The organism is Sphaerochaeta halotolerans (genome assembly GCF_003429665.1).
GTDB classification, from domain to species: Bacteria; Spirochaetota; Spirochaetia; order Sphaerochaetales; family Sphaerochaetaceae; genus Sphaerochaeta; species Sphaerochaeta halotolerans.
Genome location: NZ_QUWK01000004.1, coordinates 41,652 through 66,424, shown reverse-complemented (window position 1 = coordinate 66,424; position 24,773 = coordinate 41,652). Strand labels below are relative to the sequence as shown.

Genomic DNA, 24,773 nt, shown 5'->3' with positions numbered 1-24,773 from the left:
TCCTCAAGCAAAAGGACTACCATGGCTGTTACAATTAGAGACATCGCAAAAGAGGCAGGAGTTTCGCGTGGGACCGTCGACCGGGTTCTCCATAAACGAAAAGGGGTGAATGAAGAGGTTGCCAAACGAGTACAGGCTATCGCTGATGAAATGGGATTCACCCCCAACCTTGCTGGGAAAGTGCTTGCAAGAAGAAAACAACCTCTCCGGATTGGATGTCTCTTACCCAGTATTGGGAACCCTTTCTTCGATGATGTCATCGCAGGCTTCCGCCAAGCAGAACGTGAGTTGAGTGACTTTGGAGTAATCCTTGATATAACCCAGATCAAATCTTTCGACCTAAATGCACACCTGAAGGAAATCAAGCATCTGGAAGCAAAGCATTATGATGGAGTATGCGTAACAACACTTGATGTGCAACCAGTTATTGATGCCATCGACAGGATTGCAGAAAGTGGCACAACTGTGGTGACGGTGAATACAGATATTGACAGTTCACACCGCCTTTTTTATGTAGGACCTGACTACTATCTTGAAGGGAAAACTGCCAGTGGTCTCTTACAGTTGTGTAGCAAGACACAAAAACGTGTTCTCATCGTTACCGGTTCCTTTAACATGAAAGGTCACCAAGAACGCATCCGAGGTTTCATCGAGGGGTTGCAAGAACACGGAGCAGACTATGTTGTGATTGATACTGTAGAAAGCCTTGATGATGACACCATTGGCTATGAGAGAACCCGTGCTTGCCTTGAGCAACATGAAGATATCAACTGCATCTATCTGACAGCTGCAGGTGTTCAAGGAGCATGTCAGGCAGTGAAGGACCTTGGCAGACAGGATTCACTGAGAATATTCAGTTTTGATGATGTTCCAATAACCAGATCACTGGTAAAAGAAGGGGTTATTACGTTTACCATCTGCCAACAACCCAAGAGGCAGGGGTATGATGCCATCCAGAAGCTGTTCACCCACTTGATGAACCAGCAGGACCCCATTGTTGACACCATCACCCAGACCATCATCAAGATACGGGAGAATATTGAGGAGTAGCCTACTCTTCTTCTTCTCTCTTCTGCCAGAGCCTCTCAAGGGAATAGAAATCCCTGAGCTCACTACTCATCAAATGGATGATGATATCACCACAATCGATGAGTTCCCAACCATCACCCGCCGGTTTCTTGTGCCGGTTGCTCACTTCCAAACCAAGGTCGTTCAAAGCACCCCACAGTTCATGGGCTACACCCCTCAGGTGCCCCACACTGCTTACCGTTGCAATGATGAAGCAGTCCGCCCATGAGCACTCCTGCGATACATCAAGGATATTTACATCCTTGCACTTATGGTCTTCCAGAAACTGGCCGATAGCATTTGCATTGGCCTGTACCAAATCATTCATTCCTACAAACTCCTACGTTTCTTTCTTTACGTTTCTTCATCGTGTATTCCGTATCTGCTTAAGATACAGAGTCATATGGCTTTTCAATTGCTGCCAATCAACAACTGTGTCTTCTTTAAATACACTTCTCAGATCGTACACACGAAATTGCTCTATTTGTTGCAACAATGAGAATGCATCCAAGCCTGGACAGGTGTGGGAAAGTGTATCTGCCAAACCAGTTTTCCTCAAGTAGGGAGCGCCCGCTTTAAGCGCCTCCAAACGTGCCTGACCATCCACCTCCCGGAGTGTACGATCAGTTGTATCAACGGCAAGGGTGGTCAGGAGATCACGAATCCTTACGAGCTCTCTCCCCTCTCCTTCAACAACCAGCTGGGGTTCCATCCCTCCCAGCTCTTGCAACACCTCAGCAGGGCTGCAATCTGTCTGCTCAGCGTGTTTTGAGATCAATGACCACGGCAAGACAACCATAAACAGGGTGTCTCCTGCCTCGAAAGCAATTATGGCTGCCTCATCCTCAAACAATCCGTAATATGCAGTGGACGGATCATGAGCACATCCAACAAACAAGAGTACTCCCAGAATCATGAGAAGCAATCCCGTTCTTCTCACAGCCTGCCACCTTCCTTGAGCAACGTACGCAGCGCCAACCCTGAATGTGTAATCTCTTTCCCCTTGGAACGCAAATGCATACTTTCAGCTTCCAAGATTCTGATACACAACGCCTCAAGCGTCGGCTCGCCAAGCAAGGATGCTCGATCCCCATCATCAAGATGCATCCTATTCGGTTCGATATAATCGGCAATGTAGAGTACCAAGCCCATTCTCCCCATGTGGATGCTCCCGATCGTGTGATAACGGACTGCAATACAAAGTTGTTTGGGAAAACCCCGCTCCTCAAGCAAAGCAGCACCCACTGGAGCATGCAGCAGAACAGCAAAATCCCTCTCTTCCTTTTCCAACGATAGATGGTGTTCTTCAGCAAACTGGGTAAGCGCAGAGACTTTCCAATCTCGTGCAATGTCATGCATCAAACCACATTGATAGAGCTCTTGCTCATCAAATTTCTCCTGGTATTGATGCTGTAGACGCACACAGGTCTCACCCACAGCTACACTATGCTGATATCGCTGGGGAGGTAAAATCTTTGCAAGCTCTTGCTCAAGTGCGGTAGAGTCGAAATGACTCGACATAGTGAGCTACCTCCTCAGGCATCAATGTTGCAATATCTTTGGGTAGTGAATCCTCTGCACCGAGCATCCGTACCCCCTCCCGTATCTGCGTTGAACTGTCTTCAACACATGGATTCTCTAGATACACAAGATCTGCTGCGAGATCACTGAAGGGAGTGTTTTCCCCCTCTCGCTTTATGACAACAAAAGTCACCAACTCCTTGAGATCCTCATAGGCATGCCATTGCTGCAGATTGCCGAGCAAATCATCACCCATGACCACTGCAAGCCGTCCCTTGATGTTGTACTTGAGATAGAGGTGCTTAACGGTATCATAGGTGTAGGATATTCCACCACGATTTACCTCGCAGTCGTCAACGATAAATTCCATATCAGGATCTTGAGGATAAAGTCTCGGGTAGGCAGCGAAACCCAAGTTGAGCATTCGCATCCTATGCTCAGCTGAAGCCAGATTAGCATCCCGCTTGAAGTTGTTCCGGGCTACCGGGACAAAGATAAATCGTCTATATGAGGTGGAGGAAGCCACCGTATGTACCAAGTGCAGATGGCCGAGATGAACCGGGTCAAAACTGCCTCCCACAAGGGCAGTGGGTACTGCTTCTGCCAAGGTCTCCTCCTATAGCTCTTTCAGTTCCTCTGGATAATAAGCATCATGATCAACGGTAGTAGTAAAACCACCTTCGTCAGCAACAGATACTTCTTTTGCTGATTCCTGCCTCTCTACCATCCGGATGAATGCATGCTTAACGTCATCAACTCCTTGATCCAGATACACACAGAGGCCGATAACCTCTTTGTCTGCATACTTCTGCTTCAGTTCTTCCAGATGCGGTCCAGTTCCTGGTTCATCAGTCTTTGTTCCGATGATTACCTGATGCTTTTTCAACAGTTCAGGTTCGAACGCCTCCAGTTCCTTGCATAGTATATCATAGGCATCAAGATATCGCTCATCACTTAGATCAATGAGAAAAGCCAGTCCTTTGGTTCTGCTGATGTGCCTGAGAAACTTGATCCCCATTCCAGAGCCTTTACTAGCTCCTTCTATCAAACCTGGTATGTCGGCCAACACAATATCATGTTCATCGTATCGCATCATTCCCAACTGAGGAATCTTGGTGGTAAAGGGATACCCTGCCACCTTGGTACGGGCATTGGTCAGAATATTCAACAAGCTGGACTTACCTGCATTGGGAAAGCCTACAAAGCCGATGTCGGCTATGACAAGCAATTCAACACCAACTCGCAGCTCCTCCCCCTTCTCCCCTGGTTGGGCAAAACGGGGTGCCTGCCTCGTGGCGGTACGGAAGTGCCAATTGCCTTGGCCTCCCCTGCCACCCTTGAGAAATACCCACCGCTCCTCGTCGGTCAGATCCTTGAGAATCTCCCCAGTCTGGGCATCCTTGATCACCGTTCCTGGAGGAACAGGTATCTCTATATCTGCACCATCGCGTCCATAACAACGATCTCCTTGGCCGTTCTTTCCATTCTCCGCACGGTAGGTGCGTACCAATTTGAGATGGGCCAAGGTTCTCAGATTATGTTTGACGACGAATACCACATCCCCACCACGGCCGCCGTCGCCGCCATCAGGGCCTCCCTTGGGAACATATTTTTCCCTTCGGAAGGATACACAACCGTTGCCCCCGTTTCCGGAGGCAACATCAAGATAGGTTTCGTCTGAAAATCCAAACATTATCTCGTTTTCTTCTACTTTTTACTTACTCAGTTACGATGCTGATGTACTTCCGGTTCTTCCGACTGTGAAACAGCACGGTACCTTCAGCTTTAGCAAACAACGTATAATCGGAACCGAGGCCTACATTCTCACCAGGATGGAACTTAGTCCCATGCTGACGAACAAGGATTTCACCTGCCTTGACCAACTGTCCACCAAAGCGCTTCACACCCAGTCTCTGGGCATTGGAGTCGCGACCATTGCGGGAACTACCGCCACCTTTCTTATGTGCCATCTTTCGCCCTCCTTATGCAATGATCTTGTCAATTGTGATCAGGGAGTACCGCTGACGGTGCCCCTGGGTTCTTGTATAGCCCTTTCGGCGCTTTTTCTTGAACACTCTGATCTTGTCACCCTTAATATGCTCGACGAGCGTTGCTTTCACAACTGCATCTGCTACATAGGGGGTGCCAAACGTTGCATTGTTCTCATCCACAACGGCAAGAACGGTGGCATACTCAAGGGAGGAACCGGCCTCATTCTGGCTGATATAATCAACCTGGACTGTCTCACCTTCGACGGCCTTGTACTGCTTTCCGAGAATCTCTACAAGTGCGTACATGTCGATATTCATCCTTCAATTTAATTTGTGCTTGTTTCTTATACCAAATATACGAACCAGTTGCAACAACTTTTTTGCCATAATTGATTGAAAAACAAAGAAAAAGGCATTGAAATATTACCGACCGATAGGTTAGTATTCAGTATGCATACTACTACTATGAAACAACAACTTATCTTATCCCTCTTAAACCTGGGGTCTCAGTTAGGCTTGGATGCAGTCTCTCTCAGCTTGCTTGCAAAGCAGAACAACATCAGCAAGGCTGCAATCTTCCACCATTTCCAGAGTAGGGAGGCATTGGTTTCCGAACTCTTTTCCTACTGCAATACACTCGCCTACAAACAGAAAGGTACCATCAGTCTGGACGGGAGTGCGAGCGAGGTGCTGAATAGGGCCATGGCACACTGGCACCATATGTATGAAGATGAGGTAATGCGGTCCTTCTACCGTATCATAGAGAGTGAAGCGCTTACCCACAAGGAAGCCGCAAGCATCAAACGGACACTGGACGAGATGCTCATCGGCCAGAGCAGCATTCTCTTGGAGAGCCTGAGCAACAGTGGTCGCTTGGATATAGAGGATTTGGATCTTGCAATCCAGAGTTTCAGCAGCGTCGTCCAGCGTTTCCTTTACAGGATACTTCTGGACGACGATCCTGACATCGAATGGGAAGAAGAGCGATTCATCAACCGTTTCTGCTCACTCTACAGCATACAGTGACATCACATGGAGGAGAGGAAGGGAACCCCAATTAGGCTGAATGCGTTCTTGATTACCTGCAAGACCATGCTTACCAGCTCAATACGGGAACGAACCAAGGGCCTTGAGGAAGCCTTTAAAACTGGATTGTCGTGATACCAACGACTGAAAAGCTTCGAGATGTCATAGAGATAACTGCAGACAACCGAAGGATCATAGGCACTACCTGCCCTCTCAACCACCTCCCCATAGCGCGCAAGCTGTTTGATAAGTTCCCGCTCGTCAGGAAGGGTCAACAAACTGCCGTCGAATTCCATTGCATGACAATCGGCATATTCATCATCCTGGTACTTCCTGAGCATGCTGGAGATTCTTGCTCCCATATACTGAAGGTAGGGACCGGTATTGCCGTTGAAGGAGATCGATTCGGCCGGATTGAAAATCATATCCTTGGTCGGGGAAACTTGCAGCAGGTAGTAGTTCAATGCACCGAGGGCAATGGCACTGCTGGTCTTTTCCACATCATCAACAAGTTCCTCACGCTCTTTCGCACGAATCTCGTTGCGTGCAAGCGAGGTGAGGGTATCCACCAGCTCATCAGCATCAACGACTGTTCCCTCACGGCTTTTCATCTTTCCGTCGGGTAGGTTCACCATTCCGTAGGAAAGGTGGCGCAAGTCATCTGCCCAGGAGTACCCCAGTAGCTGCAACACATAAAAGAGCACCATGAAGTGGTATCGTTGCTCACTGGCCACAACGTAGATCAAGGAATCAAAGGGCCAATCCTTGTGACGCATGATTGCTGTGCCCACATCCTGGGTCATGTACAAGCTGGTTCCGTCCTTTCTGAGGAGGACCTTTTTATCCAGCTTGATCGGTTCAAGATCCACCCAGACCGACCCATCCTCTTCCTGGTAGAAGACTCCTTTCTCAAGTCCCTTGAGAATCTCATCCTTACCGTATTTGTACGTCTCAGACTCATAGTAATAGGCATCAAAACTGATTCCCATCTTCTCATAGCTTTCAGCAAGGCCTTGGAGTGTCCATCCGTTCATCTTCTCCCAAAGCGCCATCACCTCCTGGTCTCCCCTCTCCCACTTCTGCAACATCTCCTGGGCTTGTTGCTCAGCGGTGGGGTCCTCTTTTGCCCAATCGGCAAACTTGACATAGTACTTGCCGACCAGATGGTCACCCTTTATCCCGCTGGACTCGGGGGTTTCTCCGTTCCCAAACTTTTGGTATGCAAGCATTGACTTGCAGATATGTACCCCACGATTATTGATGAGATTTACCTTACGAACCTCAGCACCATTGGCTTTCAGGATGGCTGCTACACTTTCTCCAAGACTGTCATTGCGCATATGCCCCAGATGAAGGGGCTTGTTGGTATTGGGACAGCTGAATTCAATGGTGACCTTCTTGCCCTTGAGCGCATCACTGCTGCCATAGTGCTCCTTCTCTTGTGCGATACGAGAAGAGAGAGCAGTTGCAACACCCCCCATGTCGATACGGACATTCAAGTAGGGACCACTCAAGAGAATCTCTCCAGAGGGACGATCATCAAGCTTTTCAATTCGGGTTTTGAGTTCAGATGCCAGCTTGGGAGGAGCTGTCCGCAATACCTTTGCATAGGCAAAGAGAGGGAAAGCAAGATCGCCAAGCTCAGGTTTCGGAGGGCTCTGTACTGCCAAGGCTGGCAACTCGGGCACATCTCCCAACACCTCTGTAGCATAGAGGTGCAATTGCTGTTCTATAAGATTCTTCCAAGTTTCACGTACCGCTTCTAGCATTATTTCATTCCTTGTAGCTCATGACTATACAACAAACCAAAGTCAGACTTCAAGGTGGATACTGACTTCCCCACTGGAGAGAACCCTCTGATGCCCAAAGGCATCCTCAACCACCAGATGGGCTTCATCATCGATTGCAACTGCTTTTGCCACATACTCAGCAGCACCAGAGAGTACACGTACCTCATGACCGAGCACAAGGGACCTTTCTCTGTAGGCAGCAAGGAAGGAACGCTCCCCCAAGGTATCCAGAGAAGCTTCCAACGTTTGTACGATACACGCTACAAGGTCATCCACAGAGAAATCAGAAGGAAGGGAGTCCTGTCCATCGTAGAGCGAGGTGGCAATTGTCTTGAGCGAACCTTGGAATGATTCCCGCTTGGTGAAAAGATTGAGACCGATACCGACAACCACTGCAGTAAGGCGACCACTTTCCACGCCCAACACACCTTCTGTAAGGATACCACAGACTTTTCGGTTCTCATAAAACAGGTCGTTTACCCATTTGATTCTGCAATATTTTCCACACTTCTCCTCGATTGCTTCGCTGACAGCTACCGCAGCAGCACTGGTGATCAGAGAAGCATCAGAGAGGGGGAAGGTAGCAGGGAACAACAGACTGAGATACAGGCCTCCCTGTGGGCTGTAAAAACTCCTTGAGAGCCTTCCCCTCCCCTCGCTCTGATGACACGCAAGCACCAGGGCTTTCTTGGATTCCAGAGACTTTGCATACCGGTTGGTTGAATCGATTGAATCAAACAGATGGAGTTCCCAGGATGGCAACAGGGATTCCAAACGTTCTTTTGAATAGAGAAGAGTGGAAGTAAGCAGGCGATATCCCCGATTGGGAATTCCCTCGATGCTATGGCCTTGGTTACGCAAGGTCTCCATGGCTTTCCAAACAGCCGTACGACTCACCCCCATCTCACCAGCAAGCTGTTGTCCACTGTGATAACAAGACCGATTGGCAGAAAGTATCTTAAGCAACGTTTGTGCATGATTCATGCGACCGATGGTAGTGTGCTGCTCCCCAATTGTCAACCTATCTTCTGTTTACAATTAAAACCGAGCCGTGGTATGCTCCACCCATGCAACAAAGACGATTACTGCTCACCTCTCTCTTTAGTGCCTTGATCATCGTTGGAGCCTATCTCAGGTTTCCGCTTCCTCCTGTACCCATCACACTGCAGACGCTCTTTGTCCTGCTCGCGGGATTCCTGGGAGGACCGGCTGTGGGGATGGCCAGCACGGCAATCTATTTGTTGTTGGGCGCTATCGGGCTGCCTGTATTCAGTAGTGGTGGAGGCCTGGGAATCTTGTTAGGCCCCACGGGAGGGTTTCTCTTCGGCTTGCTTCCTGCTGCATTCCTTGCAGGTCTTGCAGGTAGGTATCGCAACAAAGAAGAACATCCAGGGAGGTACCGTCTGCTGTGCATCATCTTTGGACTCGGGGCCACCATGATAATCTACCTTGCAGGAGTTCCCTACCTAAAACTTGTTGGGAATCTCTCCTGGAAGGTAGCACTGCAGGCAGGCATGCTCCCCTTTATCATTGGAGACTTGCTAAAACTGGCTATTGCGACACATCTTGCTGGAACATTGCATACAAGGATTGATCAGTTTCTCGGCCAAGTGCTTGCATAAAAGTCTGCAAGAGCCGTATGGTAGGCGTATGGAACAGTGCAAAGACCAACAATTTGATGCTTCATCCTATATAGAGGCATTCTACAGGACCTTCGACCGTGTCGCTGGAGATGCCAATTTTCATGGCTTGAAACCACTACCACAGATGCTTTCCATCGGAGAAATTTCCAACGAGTTTCTTGAACTGATGTTCCCTGGCCGCTGTGGACGTGACCGCGCTGAACTCGGGCTACAAGAAATCCTGAGAGCACAGATGCAGGATGTATGTTCACAGCTGAAGAGCCAGTTGTTACTTGCGTTTCGATACGACGACCCATCTCTTGATGAATGTGATGCACATAAGAAGGCCGATACTGCGATCGGGCAACTGTGTGCATTGTTGCCGGAAATTCGTATAAAACTAAAGATGGATGCAAAGGCAGCCTTCGATGGCGATCCCGCAGCAAGAAATATCAGGGAGGTCATCCTCTCCTACCCATGCATCAAGACACTCACCATCCACCGTATTGCACATGAACTGTTCAAAATGGATGTCCCCTTGATCCCTCGCATGTTCAATGAGTATGCACACAAGGAAACCGGCATTGACATCCACCCCGGTGCAGAGATTGGAGCTTCGTTCTTCATCGACCACGGCACTGGTGTGGTAATCGGGGAGACCACGGTCATTGGCAATAATGTAAAGCTCTACCAAGGAGTTACCCTGGGGGCATTGAGCTTTCCCAAGGACGCCTGCGGCAGCTTGATCAGGGGCGCTAAAAGACACCCCTCGATTGAGGACAATGTCACCATCTATTCCAATGCAACCATCCTGGGGGATATAACGATTGGGAAGAATGCAGTGATAGGATCCAACGTATGGATCAAGGAGTCTGTTGCCCCCAATACAATGGTCACTATCCAGGAACCCAAGATTACAGTGAGGGAACTCAGAAATCGCCCTAGCTGAGGGAGCGAATATCCAATTCATCGTTAAGCAGGGACAGACGTAGATGGTCTATCCATGCTCCATCCCTGTACAGATATCCTTTTGCCGTCCCCTCAACTTGGAATCCCAGATGCTCTGCAAAAGCGAGACTGGCACTGTTTTCCTTCTGAATATGTGCCTCGATACGATGCACTCCAAGTTGTTCAAATGCGTAAGCAATGACACCCAATACCGCTTCTGAACCATATCCTTGGCGCAGTTTGTCCCCATCCACACTATAGCTAAGCTTCCCTGAGCGAAAGGGCCCCCATACCAATTGATTCAAACTCACCAGGGCTATGACATGCTTTCGTGTATCCTTCGCAAAAAAAAGCAAGGGAAGCATTCTGTGTTCTTCATAGAGGGCGTACTGACGGTCCGAGACATTTTGAAACGAGCCTAGGGTGTAGTAGCTCTCCTTTTGGGGAATTGAGTAGGGACGAAACAACTCCCGGTTTCTCTTCTCATATGCAAGGTAGGGTCCTGCCAGTGAGCTCGAGATGATATATGCATCAAGACGTTCAGTCGTGAATAGCCGTTTCATAGGAAATGAACTCCATCTTTCCAACGTTGGGTAGCTTGTCACTAAAGCGACCCTTTACCAACATCCCTTCCCTTGCAAAGGGAGGAGCATCAATTACTTTCACTTCCAGATAGTTCCCGCTCAAGCCATACCAATAGCCCCCTTTCCTGTTCTGGAGGATTACCTCACTCTCTTTACCCAGTTGCCGCATTTTGTATGTATCGTGCAACTGCTTTGAGAGTTTTCTCAGTTCAAGGGCCCGCTCATCACGAATCTTTTCTGGCACTCGGTGTTTTGCATGATAAAGCGGGGTATCGGGTCGGGGTGAGAAGGGAAAGACATGCAGCATTGAGAACCCTTGGCTGAGAATGAACTGCTTCGTTTCCTCAAAATCCGCTTCTGTCTCCCCAGGAAGACCTGTAATAATATCGGCCGCCAGGAATGGGTCATTCTTCACCTGTTTGAGTTGGCCCAGAATTGCTGCTAGTTCCCCGATGGTATAGTGTCTATCTACAAGCTGCAGAACCCGGTCGCTCCCACTTTGCACCGGTATGTGGAAGTGCGGTTGCATCCGTGAATCCCGCAAGGCTTGCAACAGACGTTCATCAATGTGATCGGGTTCCATCGAACTGAGACGAAGCCTGACATCAGCAGAAAGCACTGAGAGCAACGTTTCAAGCAATCCACCCAATCCATCCCTCTGGTGGTCATACATGGTGAGATTCACACCGGTTAGCATGATCTCCTGGAATCCTGCCTCCTCGAGTGCCAAAACTCGCTCGATGACAAGATTGGGATCAAGACTAATTGCCTTGCCTCGTGCAATATGCACGCGGCAATACGCACAGCTATTGTCACACCCATCCTGAATCTTCAGATATGCTCTACTATGGTAGGAGAAAGAAGCAGCATCATAGTCAAAGACAGAAGCCTTTCCATCACTGAAGGAAAGACACCCTTCACGCATGCTCATGCCAGAAACCAGGGATGCCTTCAGATGCTTTGCAAGCTGGAGAAGATGCGCTTTCTTTTCCAAGGGCACCACAGTGACCTGGTCACTGAGTGCTTTCAGTTCCTCTTCATTGACCTGGGCATAACAACCTGTTGCAAGGGTAGGAGCAGTCTTGGCAAACTTCCGGATCATCCTTCTCGCTTTCTGCTCTGCCTTGCTGGTAACCGTACACGTATTGACAATATACAAATCAGCACCCTGGTCCTCGCTTACCACAGTGAACCCTTCCTTGGAAAAAGAATCGGCAATAGCTTCACTCTCGCACTGGTTCAGCCGACATCCCAAGGTATATACACACACATTCACTCACATTCCTCCTGCTTTTTCAGGACATCCATGACCGTATCGAGTGCTCCCTTGAGCTCCATGCGCATATCCCTTGCATACGGATTGTAGCGTTGCAGATCATAGAATAGTTGTATGGGGTCATTGCAAGTCTGTTCTACCACACTCATGAGAGACTTATATCCCTTGGTCGCCAGTTTGGTATCGCCAAGGGAAAGTTCAGAGAGCGTTCGCCCTACAAAGTGGGTAATCCCTTGTGACCAAGCCGCCTCACGGTCGTGCTGGTCGCAACTCATACGTATTACATCGAGACCCCAGCGAGCAAATTCATGAGCCCACCAGGAGAGTATCTCCTGCTTGCAATTGACCGGACAGATCACCAAAGGAAGTCCCGAAACCCCGTCCCTTCCCGAGTCAGGACCAAACATTGGATGGGTTGCAATACTCTGTACGGAGGAAGGAAGCAACTCTCGCATGACTTTGGCCGGATACAGTTTAACCGAGCAGGTGTCCATTACTACCGTGTCCTTCCCGATGCTTCCAGAAGTACGTGCAAGTACGTCCCTAAAGGAGCTGATTGAGACACAGAAAAACAGGGCTGAAGTGGTAAGGACTTCTTCCTCTGTTCCGGGGCGAACCCCTGGGGGAACGTTTTTATTTCGTCTGCTGTAGGCGATTACCTCGAACCCATGATCAGCTAATTCCTTTGCCCAGAAGGAACCAAATCGTCCCATTCCATATACTCCGATACGCATGCTCTCTTTCATGAACCGCATTGTACTGGAAAGCAATGAAGGGTATCAATACCCCAGGGCAAGCCTTGGACTCAGGAGGCGTTGCCTCCTTTTCCGCCCCAAGGGACGGGGCATCTCACCTTGCTTTCCCGGCACTCGCTCCAGAGAGGAGGCTAGGATGTACCGCAATCAAGCCTAAGTTGTGCCTTCTCTAAGATATTCTAACGTGATACACTGAAAAGGAGCTACCTAATCTAACCTGTCAAGGAGCATAACCATGACGTTTGCAGAAAAAATGAAGGCCCAAGCAATTGAGGCCCAGAAAAAGCTTGTTCTGGCTGAGGGAACCGAGAGCAGAACCATCCAAGCCGCAAGGAAAATTGTCGACGAGAAACTGGCTACATCAGTTATCCTGGTCGGTGCAGTGGATGCAGTCAAAGAAGCTGCAGAAGCAGTAAAAACTTCTCTTGAGGGCATCTCCATTGTAGATCCATCCTCCAGTGAAGATCGTGACGCTTTTGCAAAGGAATACCATGAACTTCGCAAGCACAAAGGCATGAGTGAAGAAGAAGCGTATCAAAGCATCATCGACCCCCTGCGCTGGGGAGCCATGATGGTTCGTCTTGGCAAGGCTGATGCAATGGTTGCTGGAGCTGAGAACACCACCGGCAACGTACTGCTTGCCGCTTTCCAGATCATCAAGACCAAGCCAGGAATCAAATATGCATCCTCCTGTTTCGTTATGGCGACTGACAAGAGTGAATATGGGGCAAATGGCTCCTTTATCTTTGCTGACTGCGCCACCATCCCCAATCCAACAGCTGAACAGTTGGCTGAAATTGCTAAAGCTTCCGCCATATCCTGCAAGACCTTCCTCAACACTGAGGCGAAGGTAGCCATGCTCAGTTACTCAACCAAGGGCTCTGCAAAAGGGGATTTGGTTGACAAGGTGGTCGAAGCTACCAACATTGTCAAGGAAAACCTTCCTGATCTGCAAATCGATGGTGAATTGCAGCTTGATGCAGCCATTGTTCCCAGCGTTGCAAAGAGCAAGGCTCCTGACTCCAGTGTTGCCGGCCATGCAAACACGCTGATTTTCCCTGATCTTCAAGCGGGCAATATCGGCTATAAGCTGGTACAGCGTCTTGCAGGAGCTGAAGCTTATGGACCAATCCTCCAGGGATTTGCAAAACCGATCAGCGATCTTAGCCGCGGATGCTCCATTGAGGATATCGTGGTGACCAGTGCAATCACACTTGCACAGGCAGCAAGCAACTAACAGCCAACAAAGGGCGGGAGTTTTTCCTTCCCGCCCTTACCCCATGCCCTACTTTTCTATACGATTGCCTCGTCTCTACGGGTAGGCAATGTATGATTGAAAGCACAAAAACCATTGAATCTTCTCTGAATGTATCTACCCTGTACGCTTCACCTGGCTTGATAGCTGGAGAGAATCTCACTAAGGGCAAGAAACTGTGACCAGGAGAGAGCTTCTGCTCTCAGTGATGGCTCAACACTACTGTCCTCAAGCATCGAGACAACCCCTTCCTTTCCCAACAGTGCTCCAATCTTTCCAGCAAGCAGGTTGTTTCTCACTGTCTTTCTTCGTTGTGCAAACAAATCCCTGATCACCAACAGGAAACTCGCACGCAGCTCATCCTTGACCAGGCTCTCTTCGCGTAAAGTGAAATGAACCACACTGCTGGTGACATTCGGCGTGGGGAAAAAAGCTCCAGCATTGATGACAAACGACTGGGTCACCTCATAATCCATCTGGGCTAGCAGAGAAAACGATGACCACAGCTTGGAACCTGGAGAGGCACAGAGGCGGTCAACAACCTCTTTCTGCAACGTGAATACCATCTGAGGGATTCGGTACCCTTCTTCCAGAATCTTTGCGATCACAACCGATCCTACATTATAGGGAAGGTTGCCACAGATTCGCTCAGGTGCAGCGTTTTGATAGAAAGTGGCTGGCAAGGTCTTCAGGGCATCCCCCTCAACAAGATGGAATGCCGGATCTTCACCGAAGGCATGCTCTCTCAGTATTCTGCAAAACCCATGGTCAATCTCAAAAGCCGTTACCACTGCCCCCCTTTCCAGAAGCAACGCCGTCAGAGAGCCAATCCCAGGACCAACTTCCCAAACCGTGGTGTTTTCAAGAGGTTCAAGGAGTGAGACGATGCGTTCACGAACCGGTCTCGAGAGCAGGAAGTTCTGTCCAAATTTCTTGGTCATCGCCAACCCCTCTCTCTGCAGCAGCTCGCTGATCGCATGTGGCGAATCGTAGGCAAAGTTCCAACGCATACTCTCTCCTTCGTTTTGTTTGCAAGACCCGCTTAGCATAGCCAAATGCAACAAGTGTGGTCAACAGAAGGAGTGTGAAGAGCACATAGGTATTCCACGACAACATCCAGATCTTTTCAGCACCAAGGGTGAACAACGCATTCATTCCCTGATAGACCATGCCTAGAGGAAAGGAAAACCAAGACCCAAATACGAGTGTGAGCAAGCTGAACACCATCGCAAGATTAATCAGGAGTGTCGCAGGGATGCTGTACAGCAATCCTGCTGGATTCCACGTTCCTGTGAGCATCATACTGGCAGGTCCGGTTCCAATGATTGCAAGCGTCGTATTCAACAGGGGAATGGGAGGAAGCCCTCTTCCAAAGAGAATCATGGCAAATGCACCATAGCTATAGAGAAACGCAAAACTCGTCACGGAGAACGGGAAAAGCCATATTTGGAGAAACCCCGTAAGATAGAAGGGAACAAGCAAGGAAAATTGTTTCGAACGTGGGACCAACTGAAACATATACATTCCCAAAGCTCGCAATAGTGAAGGTTTTGGCCCTACAGCCAACACGTAAAAGCAGGGAAAGATACAGGCAAACCGTTTACCCCAAAATGGGCCGAACAGACGCTTGCCAAAAAACCCTGCGAGAAGGATGAAAAAATGCAAATGCATACCAGAGAGGGCAAGGGTATGGGCACAACCACAGAGGATCGCCTTATCCTTGAGCAAGAAGGACTCACCGCTCAACTGCCCCAAGAGCAACATGGAAGCAAGACTCCGTACTTGCGCATCCTCTATGCTTACTTCCAAACGTCGTTGCAATGCTTCAAGTAGGGTGCGACGTGCAAGTGCAATAGGAGGGATTCCAAGTACTTGGATGCCCTCAGCATAGAGGATTGTTTCCGTATCATCCCACTGCCCCCAAACGTGGACATCAGAAGAAGCAACCAGAACCGCTTCTACAGGGACCAAGACCGGCACGACGCCTGATGCACTTCCCTGATACCCACGCTTGGTAGTACACCCCGTCAAAGAGAGCCGCAGCAGTTGATCACCACTTCGGGAAAGTGAGGAGTCCTCCTGCAATTTTCCTTCCAGCATCACAATCCTGTTTTGTGGAAAGGCAAAGACCATGGCACTGTTCGTCACTCCCCGGGCCAACAACAGGAAGAAGCAATACAGGAAACAAGACAACACGATGAGGCTCTTTGTACGGGTTGGGAAGAAAGGAGCAGCAATGAGTACCATGGAGCCTAAGACAAGCCCCACCTGAAGAGGATATGAGAAGAGACACGATCCACAACTGGCAAGGTAGATTGCCAGTGTGAACAAGGGAAGTAAGAGTTTTAGTGGATGGAGCAGGTCTTCCATACCAGAGAAAGACCTCACAGGCTGAGTTTTGCTTCAGCTACAGCTCCATGAGCGATACCAACAATGCAAGCAGCCCTATATCTAGCCGCTTCTGCATGCTTTGATGAAATAGACGAGCAGCAAGACGTTCATTTTTTCTGCGTTGCATTCGTTGGTTGTGGACCTTCACTGCAGTTTTGTAGAGGCTCTTGTTGTAGATACGAAGATAGTGTGCCAATAATTCACCAAGTTCTTTAAGCGTCTCATTCGACCCCTCATAGCTAATCGGCTTTAGAGGTTCGGAAGAGACCAATGCCAGACTATTACAGAGCTCCAAAGAGTCTTCTGATGAAGCTTCATCCAGAAACGCTTCAACTGCAAACAGTTGCTCGTCAATTTCCTGCTCACACTCCCCACAGCGCAACTTCAATTCATAACGCCTTCTTTGGGCAATAGAGGAACGGGTATCCCGTTTTGCAAGGTAGTTCCATGCAAGCAGTACCAAACCACCACTGATGAGTAATTCATCAACCATGGGCACGGGGTCCCTGATCACGAGGGATAAGAAGAAGTAAGAAGCTGTAAATACAGCCGCTGAGATCAACAACCTTGGAATGTACTGCTTGTTCTGGATCCATCGATCCACGCTGAAATCAATGGCTGCGTAGAGTGCATAGGAAGCTTCATCCCTCTGGTTCTTGGTCAGCATTCCACTACTTTTGAGCACAACCTGCTCATCTTCACTCCAATGCCCTACCCGATTGATATCAAGATAGGGAGAGAGTGTGAGGTTTTCCTTGTTCTGTCGTTGTATCAAATAGCATGTAATCACGAAAGTGCCGCCTTATATGCGTCTATCCGTTTCCCTAAGTTCTGTTCGAACTCAGTCCGGTCTATTCCATCTGCAGTGAAGAAAAAGTAATATTTGATTTTTGGTTCAGTTCCACTTGGTCTCACTACAATCTTATCTCCACCTTCAAGGAAGAGGATGAGGACATCACTGGGAGGGAATTCTGTCTGTTTCCCATCAAGCAGATCCTGCTTGCTGGTTATCGTATGCCCGGCCAGTGCATCGCCTACATTAAGTTTTCGCAGCCCAGTCATAATCTGGGTCATTTTTTCTTTCCCTGTGGCTCCTACATAATCTTTTGCAAAGACCGCCTCGGTAGAGAAACCCCATGTATCGTAAATCTGATCCAGTCGGTCCTTGAGGGTCATCCCTTTGCTTGCCCAGTGGCACATCATCTCTACACTTATCAAAGCACTGCTTATTGCATCCTTGTCTCGTACCTGGGGAAGCGTCAAATACCCGTGGCTCTCCTCACATCCGAACAGGAAATACTCACGTTCTCCTTTCGGGCCTTCAAGGGATGCTATTTCTTCGGCAATATACTTGAAACCAGTGAGAACATCCTTGCAACGTCCCCCTTGGCTTTCCACGATTCGTTTCACCAAGTCAGTGGTAACCAGACTCTTTACCACGAGAGGGGTTTTCTTCATGAGTTGCTCACCATCAGCTCCCATGAGATAATCGGCAAGCAATGCGGCTATCTGATTACCCGTAAGCAGATGATATGTATCCTTTTTTGCAGAAAGTGGAATGGCTATTCCCAGTCGATCTGCATCAGGGTCGGTTCCCAATACAATGTCGGCTTTCTCACGCTCAGCTAGCTTAAGTGCCATCTTCATCGCTTCGGGGTACTCAGGATTCGGCAGTGGCACGGTGGGAAAGTTACCATCAGGCTCTTGTTGTTCCTCCACTACCACACATTTGATCCCGACCTGGGAGAGCAGGTGTTGCAGCGGGAGATTGCCAGATCCATGCAGTGGGGTGTACACCACAGTAATGGGATTGTTCTGCACCAGAGCAGGCCTCCTGAGATTCAGCAGAGCGGTATGAAAGTATGCTTGGTCCACTTTCTCCGGGACAGGTACGAGCAATCCTTTAGAGCGGGCTGTTTCCGCACTTATTTTCTTGATATCCTTTGCTGTCACTGCATTGGCATGCTCTGCAATTCCAAAATCGTGAGGAGGCGTTACTTGCCCACCATCCTTCCAGTAGACTTTATAACCGTTGTATTGGGCTGGATTATGACTTGCTGTAATAACAATGCCTGCTGTGGTCTGTAAATAGCGCACGGCGAAACTGAGCATCGGTACAGGGTGCAGCACAGGGTAGAGAAACACCGAGATACCGTTTGCAGCAAGTACCAGTGCTGCTTCGTTCGCAAACAGGTCGCTGTAATTGCGACTGTCATATGCAATGACCACTGAAGGATTACTAGATGCTTCATAGAGATACTCACTCAATCCCTGGGTAACTTTGCAGACCATGAAGGTGTTGATGCGGTTGGTTCCCCCACCAATGACACCACGCATCCCTGCAGTACCAAAGGAGAGACTGGTATAAAAGCGATCGTACAACGCTTCCCAGTTTCCCTCGGCAAGTTCTTGCTCTACAGCTTTCCTAAAAACCTCCTGGTCCTCTGCCTGTAAGTATGCCTCAGCCTTCCTTTTCAGATCTTTCTCATTGTACGCCATAGATTACATCCTCCAATTCATCCACCGTATCGACAACCACAGAGCCGGGAAGTGCTTGCAGTTCTTCCTTTGGCCTGAATCCCCACGAGACCAAAATATGAGAACACCCAGCATTCTGGGCAGTCTGATAATCCACTTCGCTATCCCCAATGTAGCAGAGTTCGCCTACGTTTACACCCTGTTGACTACAAAAAAGATCGATTGCATGCCGATCGGGTTTTCTGGGAGATCCCTCTACCAAGCCTCTCACTGAAGCGAAAGAGAATTGGGGAAGTAATTGTTTGACAATTTTTTGGGTAAGCACATCCTCTTTGTTGGAAAGTATTCCAATGGCTACCCCAGAAGATTCCAATCTATCAAGAAGAGGAAGGATTCCTTGGTAGGGGTGGCTCATATCAGCATAGTGTGCCTGATAATAATCCATCATGGATTGATAAAGGAATGCAAACCGTGCTGCATCGACGGGATGTTCATAGTAGGAAAGAGCACCCTTTAGTGCATTGTAGAGCCCACGTCCCACTACTTGTTTCGCCAATGCGGCTGAGAACGGTGGCAACCCCTCCAAGGAAAGAGCAACATTGAAAGCACTACGGATATCCTCAATGGTATCGATGAGGGTACCGTCCATATCAAAGAGTATTGCTTTGGACAACGGTTTCAACATATCGCCATTATCGAGCATAGAGAGGTGGCAAGTCAACAAACGTTTTGACAAAAGGAAGACCCTATGTTTTGACAAAATAGATACACTCCGCTAGAGTGTACCCATGCAAACCATTACAATTAAAGGTGGCAAGGAAAAACAACTTCTCCGTCACCATCCATGGGTCTTCAGCGGCGCTATCGAAAATGACATCTCCCTCCTTGAAACAGGGGTTACCAGAGCAGAAACAGATGAAGGACAATTCATTGCATGGGGTTGGTATGACAAAGAAAGCCATATCCCCTTGCGCCTGCTCTCCTGGAACGAGAACCAGAGAATCGATGAGCGGTGGTGGAAACAAACCATCGCCCAGAGTGTTCTCCGCAGAAAAATGTTCTTCGAGGACAAGGCCGGGGCAACCACTACCTTCCGAATCATTTTTTCAGAGGCGGATTATCTACCAGGTTTGGTAGTGGATGTATACGGAACCATGCTCAGGATCATCATCAGCAGCCGTGTAGCATATCACTTTCAAGACCTCATCGTAGAGACATTGGAATCACTTCTCAAACCTTCCTTGATTATTCTCAATACAGACAGTGCCTTTACTGCTGCTGAACATCTCAAGGAGTCCCTCGTCTACTACCAGGATGGCCAGTATTTCACCCCATCCAAGAAACTCGATCCCGTTCGTTTCCGTGAAGATAATCTCTACTATGAAGTTGCTCCAGGAAAGGGGCAAAAAAGTGGATTCTATTGTGATCAACGAGAGAGCAGACGGGTTATCGAGGCGTATGCAAAGGATGCTGTGGTACTCGATGGATGTTCCTACACCGGAGCTTTCACCCTGCATGCACTGAGAGCCGGTGCAAAGCATGTCGATCTCCTCGATTCGAGCGAACAAGCCCTGAGGCAGGCATTGGTCCATATCCATATCAACCAGGACCTCAAGACTATTCCAGAAGGAAGCCGGGAGAAAATCGAAATTACCCAATGTGATATCTTTGAGCAGATGCGGCATATAGAAAAGGATCACTATGATCTCATGATTCTCGATCCTCCCAAGCTTGCCCAGACCAAGGCACAAGCGGAAGGAGCCCAGAAAGCCTACAAGGATCTGAATCGCTTGGCAATGCAGAAGATCAAGGACGGTGGTATCATTGCAACCTTCTCCTGCAGCTCAGCCATCAGTGCGGAACAGTTCCGCATGATCCTTGCCTGGAGTGCAAAAGATGCTATGGTAGAGATCCAGATCCTTCAGAAGCTTGGCCAAGGACATGACCATCCGATCAGGATTTCATTCCCAGAATCTGAATACCTCAACGGATACTTGGTACGAGTCATACGCTAGCTGGCAAGGGGAGTTGGGGTGTCATCCGGATTGGTATCATCAAGACTGAGCATACTTGAGAGAAATCGCAACTGCTCAACCAAAGAAGAGACCATTTCACTGAGATACCCTACCTTGCCGTTGCCATCATCAAGCGACCGCAGTGCATAACTATAGTCTTGCATTACCGGTACATCCTCATCAAAAGTCAAAGACAAAGGCATGGTTTGTTCTCCATTGTATTTACAACGTCTGAACACGGCTCTTCCATCCTTTCCCTGGCTGGCGCAGGCACCAAACAACCGACAGATAAGCGGTCGTGCTTGATAGACTGTGCAGTGATGGGGAGAGTCGGGGTCATAGAGAGGACAGGGTCCACTTGTATTCCCCTGTGCATTATTCACCGCTTCGATACGAGTTGTATCTTTCTTGAAGAGGAGAAGATAGGCAGCAACCAAACGAGCTTCACTTACCGTTATATCCGGCATAAAGTGCTCACAGCACGTACCGCAGCCACTTCCACAGGCAATACTGTACTTTGAACAGAAATTATTTGTTTGTTTTTCGATGGTTGAATACAATTCGACCAAGTCGGCCATATTCTGGCCTACATACGTTCCTTCGAACGCTCTTATGAGTTCCTCAATACTGTCCATCTGTGATGTACTCCCTAGAACGGAGCGGATACTACCATTACAAGTGGTTGTGAATCAATCAGGAAGACCACGTTTTTTTCGTTTTTTCTTACGATATTCTTTCTCTGCCTGACGGGACCCTTGCACCGAACGCTGAACCAGCCGTGCATTCCTCCGGTCAGAGAGCGCCCATCCACCAATCATCGAACTGGCGCCACAGAATGCCAGAATCCCAATCCATGCAAAAGGACTTTGCATGTAGGGCAAGGCAATGTTCATCCCATAGAAACCGGTGATAAACGTAGGTATCATCAAGCTGATTGAAATGATGGTCAACCGTTTCATGATTACATTCATGTTGTTGCTGATGACCGATGCGAAAGCATCCATCGTCCCGGTCAGGATTGATGAGTAAATATTCGCCATCTCGATTGCTTGTTTGTTGTCTGTAATGACGTCCTCAAGGAAATCCCTCTCATCCTCGCTTTCCAGACGGAAATACGGGGTGCGTTGCAACCGTTCCATCAATGCTTCATTGGTTGTCAGGCTCGTGGAGAAATAGACCAAGGATTTCTGGATCTGCAGCAACTGAATCAACTCATAATTCATGATACTCTTGTGCAGTTGTTCCTCAACCTGTGATTTCTGGCGGTTGATGTATTTAAGAAGACGGATGTACACCATCACTGCACGACCGAGGATGCTTACAACGAATCCTTCGGCGGTCTGTACCGGATATTGTCGATACCGGTTCTTGGCAAAATCCTCAAGCACGATGCTGTCACTTTGGCAGATGGTGATAACAGTATCACGTACCAGTACAATACCAAGCGGAACTGCATACTGGTTTATTCCCTTGCAATCATCGGCCAGGGCGGGCAGACGCATGATCAACGCAATATAATCATCTTCACGTTCAATGCGGGCCTGTTCGTCCTGGTCCATGATATCTGCGAGCAATTCGCTGGAAATGGCATATTTTTCTTCGAGCTGGGTGATATCATCTCTGTTGATATCCCTAGCGTCGACCCAAGTGTAAGGAGCCTCCTGAATGGGCTCTCCGGGAATCTGGCTTATAAGATTCTTTCTAATGGTGATCATACTTCCTCCATGGCTGTGTTTGCATCCATACCCAGCCCTTTGCAGGAAGAATCATGATTACTTCTTGTGTTGGGGATAGGAGGACGCCGTTCGGGTGTTTCTAGGCAGCGGGTTTATACTGCCACCGTCGTCTACTGTAGACATGGGTTCCTCCTCATAACAAGATGGCCTACCAGTCTGGCAAGCACCACAGCAATACTACCACAATCACGTTAGCCTAATAAAGGGGTTGCCAGTTTTTTTTCTCTCTTTTCGAAACAAGATAAACATTCTATACTCGCTACAAGGAGGAACATGATGGTTACACGAGAAGAAGCTGATGCATTGCTGAGAAAATACAATCCTAATGAAGCACTGGTTTACCATGCCTATTCAGTTGAGGAGACGATGCGGCGATTCGCGAAGGAGTATGGGTATGATGAGGAGTACTGGTCACTGGTTGGACTCCTTCATGATATAGACTATGGTATGTTCCCCGAGGAGCACTGCCAGAAAGCTCCAGAATTATTGCAGGAAATTGACGTTGACGATGCGTTTATCAGGGCTGTCTGCAGCCATGGGTATGGCATCTGCAGCACGATTGAGCCGGAACATTTCATGGAGAAGGTTCTCTACACCATTGACGAGTTAACCGGTCTGGTGTATGCAACTGCCCTGATGCGTCCTCTGAAAATGGAAGGAATGAGTGTGAAGTCGGTGAAGAAAAAATGGACGAGCAAAACGTTCGCGGCTGGAGTAAACCGAGACCTTATTTCCCAAGGTGCAGAAAAGCTCGGCATCGAGATGAATCACATCATTTCGCTCACCATAGAAGCAATGGCTGGGGCCGCCACCAAGATCGGCCTCTAGGAGAGCGGCATCTGTTCAAGGCGGACAATTCCGCTCTTGTTCAGAACCACCGTATAGTGAGTGTAGAGTTCCAAGCCCTCTTTTTTTGAATATTCTCGCATGACCAGATGCAGATGGTACACACGTTCACTGTTTAGCTGATCCAGTTCATCTGCATCTGGGTCCATTCTGAATACCACGTCATTGGGATCATCCATCTCTTTCAGAAAATCATCAAGCCGTATCCTTGTAACCAAGGTAAAGTGGTTCTCTCGGGGAAACCGGTCACGAGCCATACCCTGTTTGGATAGTGGATGCATGGTCAAATTACGAACATAATGGATGACATCCTCTTGGGGGAGCATATCCCTGAAAGGATTGTTCTTATCCCTACGAATCTCTCTCACAGGAGCGGGTATTTCATCAGGATTGGTAATCTTGAGCTTGATCCTACTTGAACATATCTTCTTGTTGGTCTTTGGGGAAAGAAAAGAGGAAATCTCATCGGCCATCATCTTTGGCAGGACTGCATTGAAGAAGAGCCTGAGCCATTCCTTGATTCTATCCTTGAATACATAACCGATGATGACTATCAGCGCCCACTGCAAGGAATTCTTGATGAATGTTTCTTCCGCAAATATGGTTGTCAATAGTGCAAAGGCCATTGCAACAGCAGCAGCAATTCCTGCAAGAATCTCTGAAACTCGCTTCGGCCATTTGGATATATTGGGAACGAGGTAGAGACTGGACTGTGTCCACTTCTTCAATACTGCCTTCCTATATTGTACTGTCTCTGCATTGGTGCTTCCGCTTGGATACTCCATTTTGCTACGGTATTCCAGTTCATCACGGGAAAACTGCATCAACTTACCAAGTATCTGCTTATCTTCCTCATTTCCCATCGAGGCTGAAGCCATATAAAGATCAATGGCATGTTTCTCACAAATCAGACTCACTGCCTCATCCGTCCAGAGGTAGGCAAGAAACAGACGACTCTCAGGGTCCACTTTTTTCTGGATTTCAGAAATCATACCTCTGAGAATTTTTAGAAGAGCCGAAGCGCTTTCGTGCCAGTTCATCAATGTTGCATTCAGATCGTCATGCATGCCGAGTTTCACCATGTCCTTGCAATCCTTCAGACATGCCTTTGTCTCATGGCGTACTGAGTTCACCACTGTCTGCAATTCATGGATTACGTTTCGCTCCTGTACTGCATTCAGATCAATCAAGAGTTCCTGGGTGTACTGCTTGAGAATGGAGAGAGGACTGAGTGAATTCCCATCATCGAGCAACTCTTCCAATGTTATTTCAGGAGAGGAGTATCTACCATGACTTTGAAATTTGTGGAGAATATGTTCTTCACTGTACATAGAGCGATTTACATACAGCTGGGGAGGCGAGAATAGATAGTAGTGAATTTCCCGTTCATACTTTCTCGTCTCTGGAATTGGTAGGATGAGTTTCGTCTCTAGATGCCTACTTGAATGTCTCCGTAAATCGATCAAAATTC

General features: G+C 48.4%; 28 protein-coding genes. 8 read left to right on the top strand and 20 right to left on the bottom strand.

The window, feature by feature from the left end; translation table 11 throughout:
* Positions 1-21: 21 nt before the first annotated feature.
* On the top strand, positions 22-1,050 hold the full coding sequence (locus tag DYP60_RS04670; RefSeq protein WP_117329727.1) for a LacI family DNA-binding transcriptional regulator: 1,029 nt from the start codon (positions 22-24) through the stop codon (positions 1,048-1,050).
* Position 1,051: 1 nt separating this feature from the next.
* Here the strand turns inward: DYP60_RS04670 and rsfS are convergent, their stop codons facing one another.
* The 7 genes from rsfS to rplU are packed head-to-tail and all read right to left on the bottom strand — an operon-like array spanning position 1,052 to position 4,886.
* A complete protein-coding gene (gene rsfS / locus DYP60_RS04665) occupies positions 1,052-1,396 on the bottom strand; it encodes a ribosome silencing factor (RefSeq protein ID WP_117329726.1) in 345 nt (114 codons plus the stop codon).
* A 36-nt stretch (positions 1,397-1,432) separates the two neighbouring features.
* The gene (locus DYP60_RS04660) at positions 1,433-2,008 is read right to left on the bottom strand and encodes a hypothetical protein (protein ID WP_117329725.1); all 576 of its coding nucleotides are present in this window, start codon (positions 2,006-2,008) and stop codon (positions 1,433-1,435) included.
* Positions 2,005-2,589: a bis(5'-nucleosyl)-tetraphosphatase (symmetrical) YqeK gene (gene yqeK / locus DYP60_RS04655; protein ID WP_117329724.1), complete on the bottom strand. Its 585-nt coding sequence runs from the start codon at positions 2,587-2,589 to the stop codon at positions 2,005-2,007. The genes DYP60_RS04660 and yqeK overlap by 4 nt, the downstream gene beginning before the upstream one ends.
* On the bottom strand, positions 2,558-3,196 hold the full coding sequence (nadD, locus tag DYP60_RS04650; RefSeq protein WP_117329723.1) for a nicotinate (nicotinamide) nucleotide adenylyltransferase: 639 nt from the start codon (positions 3,194-3,196) through the stop codon (positions 2,558-2,560). Before nadD ends, yqeK begins: the two co-directional genes overlap by 32 nt.
* A 9-nt stretch (positions 3,197-3,205) precedes the next feature.
* Entirely contained in the window at positions 3,206-4,282 is a 1,077-nt protein-coding gene (obgE, locus tag DYP60_RS04645; RefSeq protein WP_117329722.1) for a GTPase ObgE, read from the bottom strand.
* Positions 4,283-4,307: 25 nt separating this feature from the next.
* Positions 4,308-4,559 carry a 50S ribosomal protein L27 gene (rpmA, locus tag DYP60_RS04640; protein WP_117329721.1) on the bottom strand — a complete coding sequence of 84 codons (252 nt, stop codon included), beginning with the start codon at positions 4,557-4,559 and terminating at the stop codon, positions 4,308-4,310.
* Positions 4,560-4,571: 12 nt separating this feature from the next.
* Complete coding sequence (gene rplU / locus DYP60_RS04635; RefSeq protein WP_117329720.1) at positions 4,572-4,886, bottom strand: 50S ribosomal protein L21; 315 nt, start codon at positions 4,884-4,886, stop codon at positions 4,572-4,574.
* A 159-nt stretch (positions 4,887-5,045) separates the two neighbouring features.
* Here rplU and DYP60_RS04630 point away from each other — a divergent pair, with 159 nt between their 5' ends.
* A complete protein-coding gene (locus DYP60_RS04630) occupies positions 5,046-5,606 on the top strand; it encodes a TetR/AcrR family transcriptional regulator (RefSeq protein ID WP_240622821.1) in 561 nt (186 codons plus the stop codon).
* Between the two features lie 2 nt (positions 5,607-5,608).
* Here DYP60_RS04630 and argS read toward each other — a convergent pair whose 3' ends face one another.
* Positions 5,609-7,375 (bottom strand): arginine--tRNA ligase, encoded by a 1,767-nt coding sequence (gene argS / locus DYP60_RS04625; RefSeq protein ID WP_117329718.1) that lies wholly within the window; start codon positions 7,373-7,375, stop codon positions 5,609-5,611.
* A 42-nt stretch (positions 7,376-7,417) separates the two neighbouring features.
* Positions 7,418-8,380: a biotin--[acetyl-CoA-carboxylase] ligase gene (locus tag DYP60_RS04620; protein WP_117329717.1), complete on the bottom strand. Its 963-nt coding sequence runs from the start codon at positions 8,378-8,380 to the stop codon at positions 7,418-7,420.
* Between the two features lie 83 nt (positions 8,381-8,463).
* On the opposite strand from DYP60_RS04620, the gene DYP60_RS04615 reads away from it, so the two are divergent.
* Together DYP60_RS04615 and epsC are read left to right on the top strand one after the other, a co-directional pair.
* Entirely contained in the window at positions 8,464-9,018 is a 555-nt protein-coding gene (locus DYP60_RS04615) for a biotin transporter BioY (protein WP_117329716.1), read from the top strand.
* 28 nt (positions 9,019-9,046) lie between these two features.
* Positions 9,047-9,967 carry a serine O-acetyltransferase EpsC gene (gene epsC / locus DYP60_RS04610; protein ID WP_117329715.1) on the top strand — a complete coding sequence of 307 codons (921 nt, stop codon included), beginning with the start codon at positions 9,047-9,049 and terminating at the stop codon, positions 9,965-9,967.
* On the opposite strand, the gene DYP60_RS04605 is transcribed toward epsC, so the two are convergent.
* Genes DYP60_RS04605 through DYP60_RS04595 form a run of 3 tightly spaced genes read right to left on the bottom strand, consistent with a single transcriptional unit; the run spans position 9,960 to position 12,572 of the window.
* Positions 9,960-10,529 (bottom strand): GNAT family N-acetyltransferase, encoded by a 570-nt coding sequence (locus DYP60_RS04605; RefSeq protein WP_117329714.1) that lies wholly within the window; start codon positions 10,527-10,529, stop codon positions 9,960-9,962. The two genes, epsC and DYP60_RS04605, sit on opposite strands and share 8 nt — an antisense overlap.
* Positions 10,507-11,826 carry a tRNA (N(6)-L-threonylcarbamoyladenosine(37)-C(2))-methylthiotransferase MtaB gene (gene mtaB / locus DYP60_RS04600; protein ID WP_117329713.1) on the bottom strand — a complete coding sequence of 440 codons (1,320 nt, stop codon included), beginning with the start codon at positions 11,824-11,826 and terminating at the stop codon, positions 10,507-10,509. The genes DYP60_RS04605 and mtaB overlap by 23 nt, the downstream gene beginning before the upstream one ends.
* Entirely contained in the window at positions 11,823-12,572 is a 750-nt protein-coding gene (locus DYP60_RS04595) for a prephenate dehydrogenase/arogenate dehydrogenase family protein (protein ID WP_240622820.1), read from the bottom strand. Before DYP60_RS04595 ends, mtaB begins: the two co-directional genes overlap by 4 nt.
* A gap of 23 nt (positions 12,573-12,595) precedes the next feature.
* Between DYP60_RS04595 and DYP60_RS14165 the strand changes: the two genes are divergently transcribed.
* Both DYP60_RS14165 and pta read left to right on the top strand, forming a co-directional pair.
* On the top strand, positions 12,596-12,754 hold the full coding sequence (locus tag DYP60_RS14165) for a hypothetical protein (protein ID WP_165849499.1): 159 nt from the start codon (positions 12,596-12,598) through the stop codon (positions 12,752-12,754).
* A 62-nt stretch (positions 12,755-12,816) separates the two neighbouring features.
* Positions 12,817-13,818, top strand: coding sequence for a phosphate acetyltransferase (gene pta / locus DYP60_RS04590; protein WP_117329711.1), 1,002 nt, complete (start codon positions 12,817-12,819; stop codon positions 13,816-13,818).
* Positions 13,819-13,967: 149 nt separating this feature from the next.
* Here pta and rsmA read toward each other — a convergent pair whose 3' ends face one another.
* Genes rsmA through DYP60_RS04565 form a run of 5 tightly spaced genes read right to left on the bottom strand, consistent with a single transcriptional unit; the run spans position 13,968 to position 19,390 of the window.
* The gene (gene rsmA, locus DYP60_RS04585) at positions 13,968-14,777 is read right to left on the bottom strand and encodes a 16S rRNA (adenine(1518)-N(6)/adenine(1519)-N(6))-dimethyltransferase RsmA (RefSeq protein ID WP_240622819.1); all 810 of its coding nucleotides are present in this window, start codon (positions 14,775-14,777) and stop codon (positions 13,968-13,970) included.
* Positions 14,728-16,206 carry a ComEC/Rec2 family competence protein gene (locus DYP60_RS04580; RefSeq protein WP_133299286.1) on the bottom strand — a complete coding sequence of 493 codons (1,479 nt, stop codon included), beginning with the start codon at positions 16,204-16,206 and terminating at the stop codon, positions 14,728-14,730. Before DYP60_RS04580 ends, rsmA begins: the two co-directional genes overlap by 50 nt.
* 37 nt (positions 16,207-16,243) lie before the next feature.
* Positions 16,244-17,017 carry a hypothetical protein gene (locus tag DYP60_RS04575; RefSeq protein ID WP_117329708.1) on the bottom strand — a complete coding sequence of 258 codons (774 nt, stop codon included), beginning with the start codon at positions 17,015-17,017 and terminating at the stop codon, positions 16,244-16,246.
* The gene (locus DYP60_RS04570; protein WP_117329707.1) at positions 17,014-18,726 is read right to left on the bottom strand and encodes a phospho-sugar mutase; all 1,713 of its coding nucleotides are present in this window, start codon (positions 18,724-18,726) and stop codon (positions 17,014-17,016) included. Before DYP60_RS04570 ends, DYP60_RS04575 begins: the two co-directional genes overlap by 4 nt.
* Positions 18,713-19,390: an HAD family hydrolase gene (locus DYP60_RS04565; RefSeq protein WP_117329864.1), complete on the bottom strand. Its 678-nt coding sequence runs from the start codon at positions 19,388-19,390 to the stop codon at positions 18,713-18,715. Before DYP60_RS04565 ends, DYP60_RS04570 begins: the two co-directional genes overlap by 14 nt.
* 103 nt (positions 19,391-19,493) lie before the next feature.
* On the opposite strand from DYP60_RS04565, the gene DYP60_RS04560 reads away from it, so the two are divergent.
* Positions 19,494-20,720: a class I SAM-dependent rRNA methyltransferase gene (locus DYP60_RS04560; protein ID WP_117329706.1), complete on the top strand. Its 1,227-nt coding sequence runs from the start codon at positions 19,494-19,496 to the stop codon at positions 20,718-20,720.
* On the opposite strand, the gene DYP60_RS04555 is transcribed toward DYP60_RS04560, so the two are convergent.
* Positions 20,717-21,355: a YkgJ family cysteine cluster protein gene (locus DYP60_RS04555; protein WP_117329705.1), complete on the bottom strand. Its 639-nt coding sequence runs from the start codon at positions 21,353-21,355 to the stop codon at positions 20,717-20,719. The two genes, DYP60_RS04560 and DYP60_RS04555, sit on opposite strands and share 4 nt — an antisense overlap.
* Before the next feature lie 54 nt (positions 21,356-21,409).
* Positions 21,410-22,435 carry a magnesium transporter CorA family protein gene (locus DYP60_RS04550; RefSeq protein ID WP_117329704.1) on the bottom strand — a complete coding sequence of 342 codons (1,026 nt, stop codon included), beginning with the start codon at positions 22,433-22,435 and terminating at the stop codon, positions 21,410-21,412.
* A gap of 297 nt (positions 22,436-22,732) precedes the next feature.
* On the opposite strand from DYP60_RS04550, the gene DYP60_RS04545 reads away from it, so the two are divergent.
* On the top strand, positions 22,733-23,284 hold the full coding sequence (locus DYP60_RS04545; RefSeq protein ID WP_117329703.1) for an HDIG domain-containing metalloprotein: 552 nt from the start codon (positions 22,733-22,735) through the stop codon (positions 23,282-23,284).
* On the opposite strand, the gene DYP60_RS04540 is transcribed toward DYP60_RS04545, so the two are convergent.
* Positions 23,281-24,768 carry a hypothetical protein gene (locus tag DYP60_RS04540; protein WP_117329702.1) on the bottom strand — a complete coding sequence of 496 codons (1,488 nt, stop codon included), beginning with the start codon at positions 24,766-24,768 and terminating at the stop codon, positions 23,281-23,283. The two genes, DYP60_RS04545 and DYP60_RS04540, sit on opposite strands and share 4 nt — an antisense overlap.
* Positions 24,769-24,773: the final 5 nt, after the last annotated feature.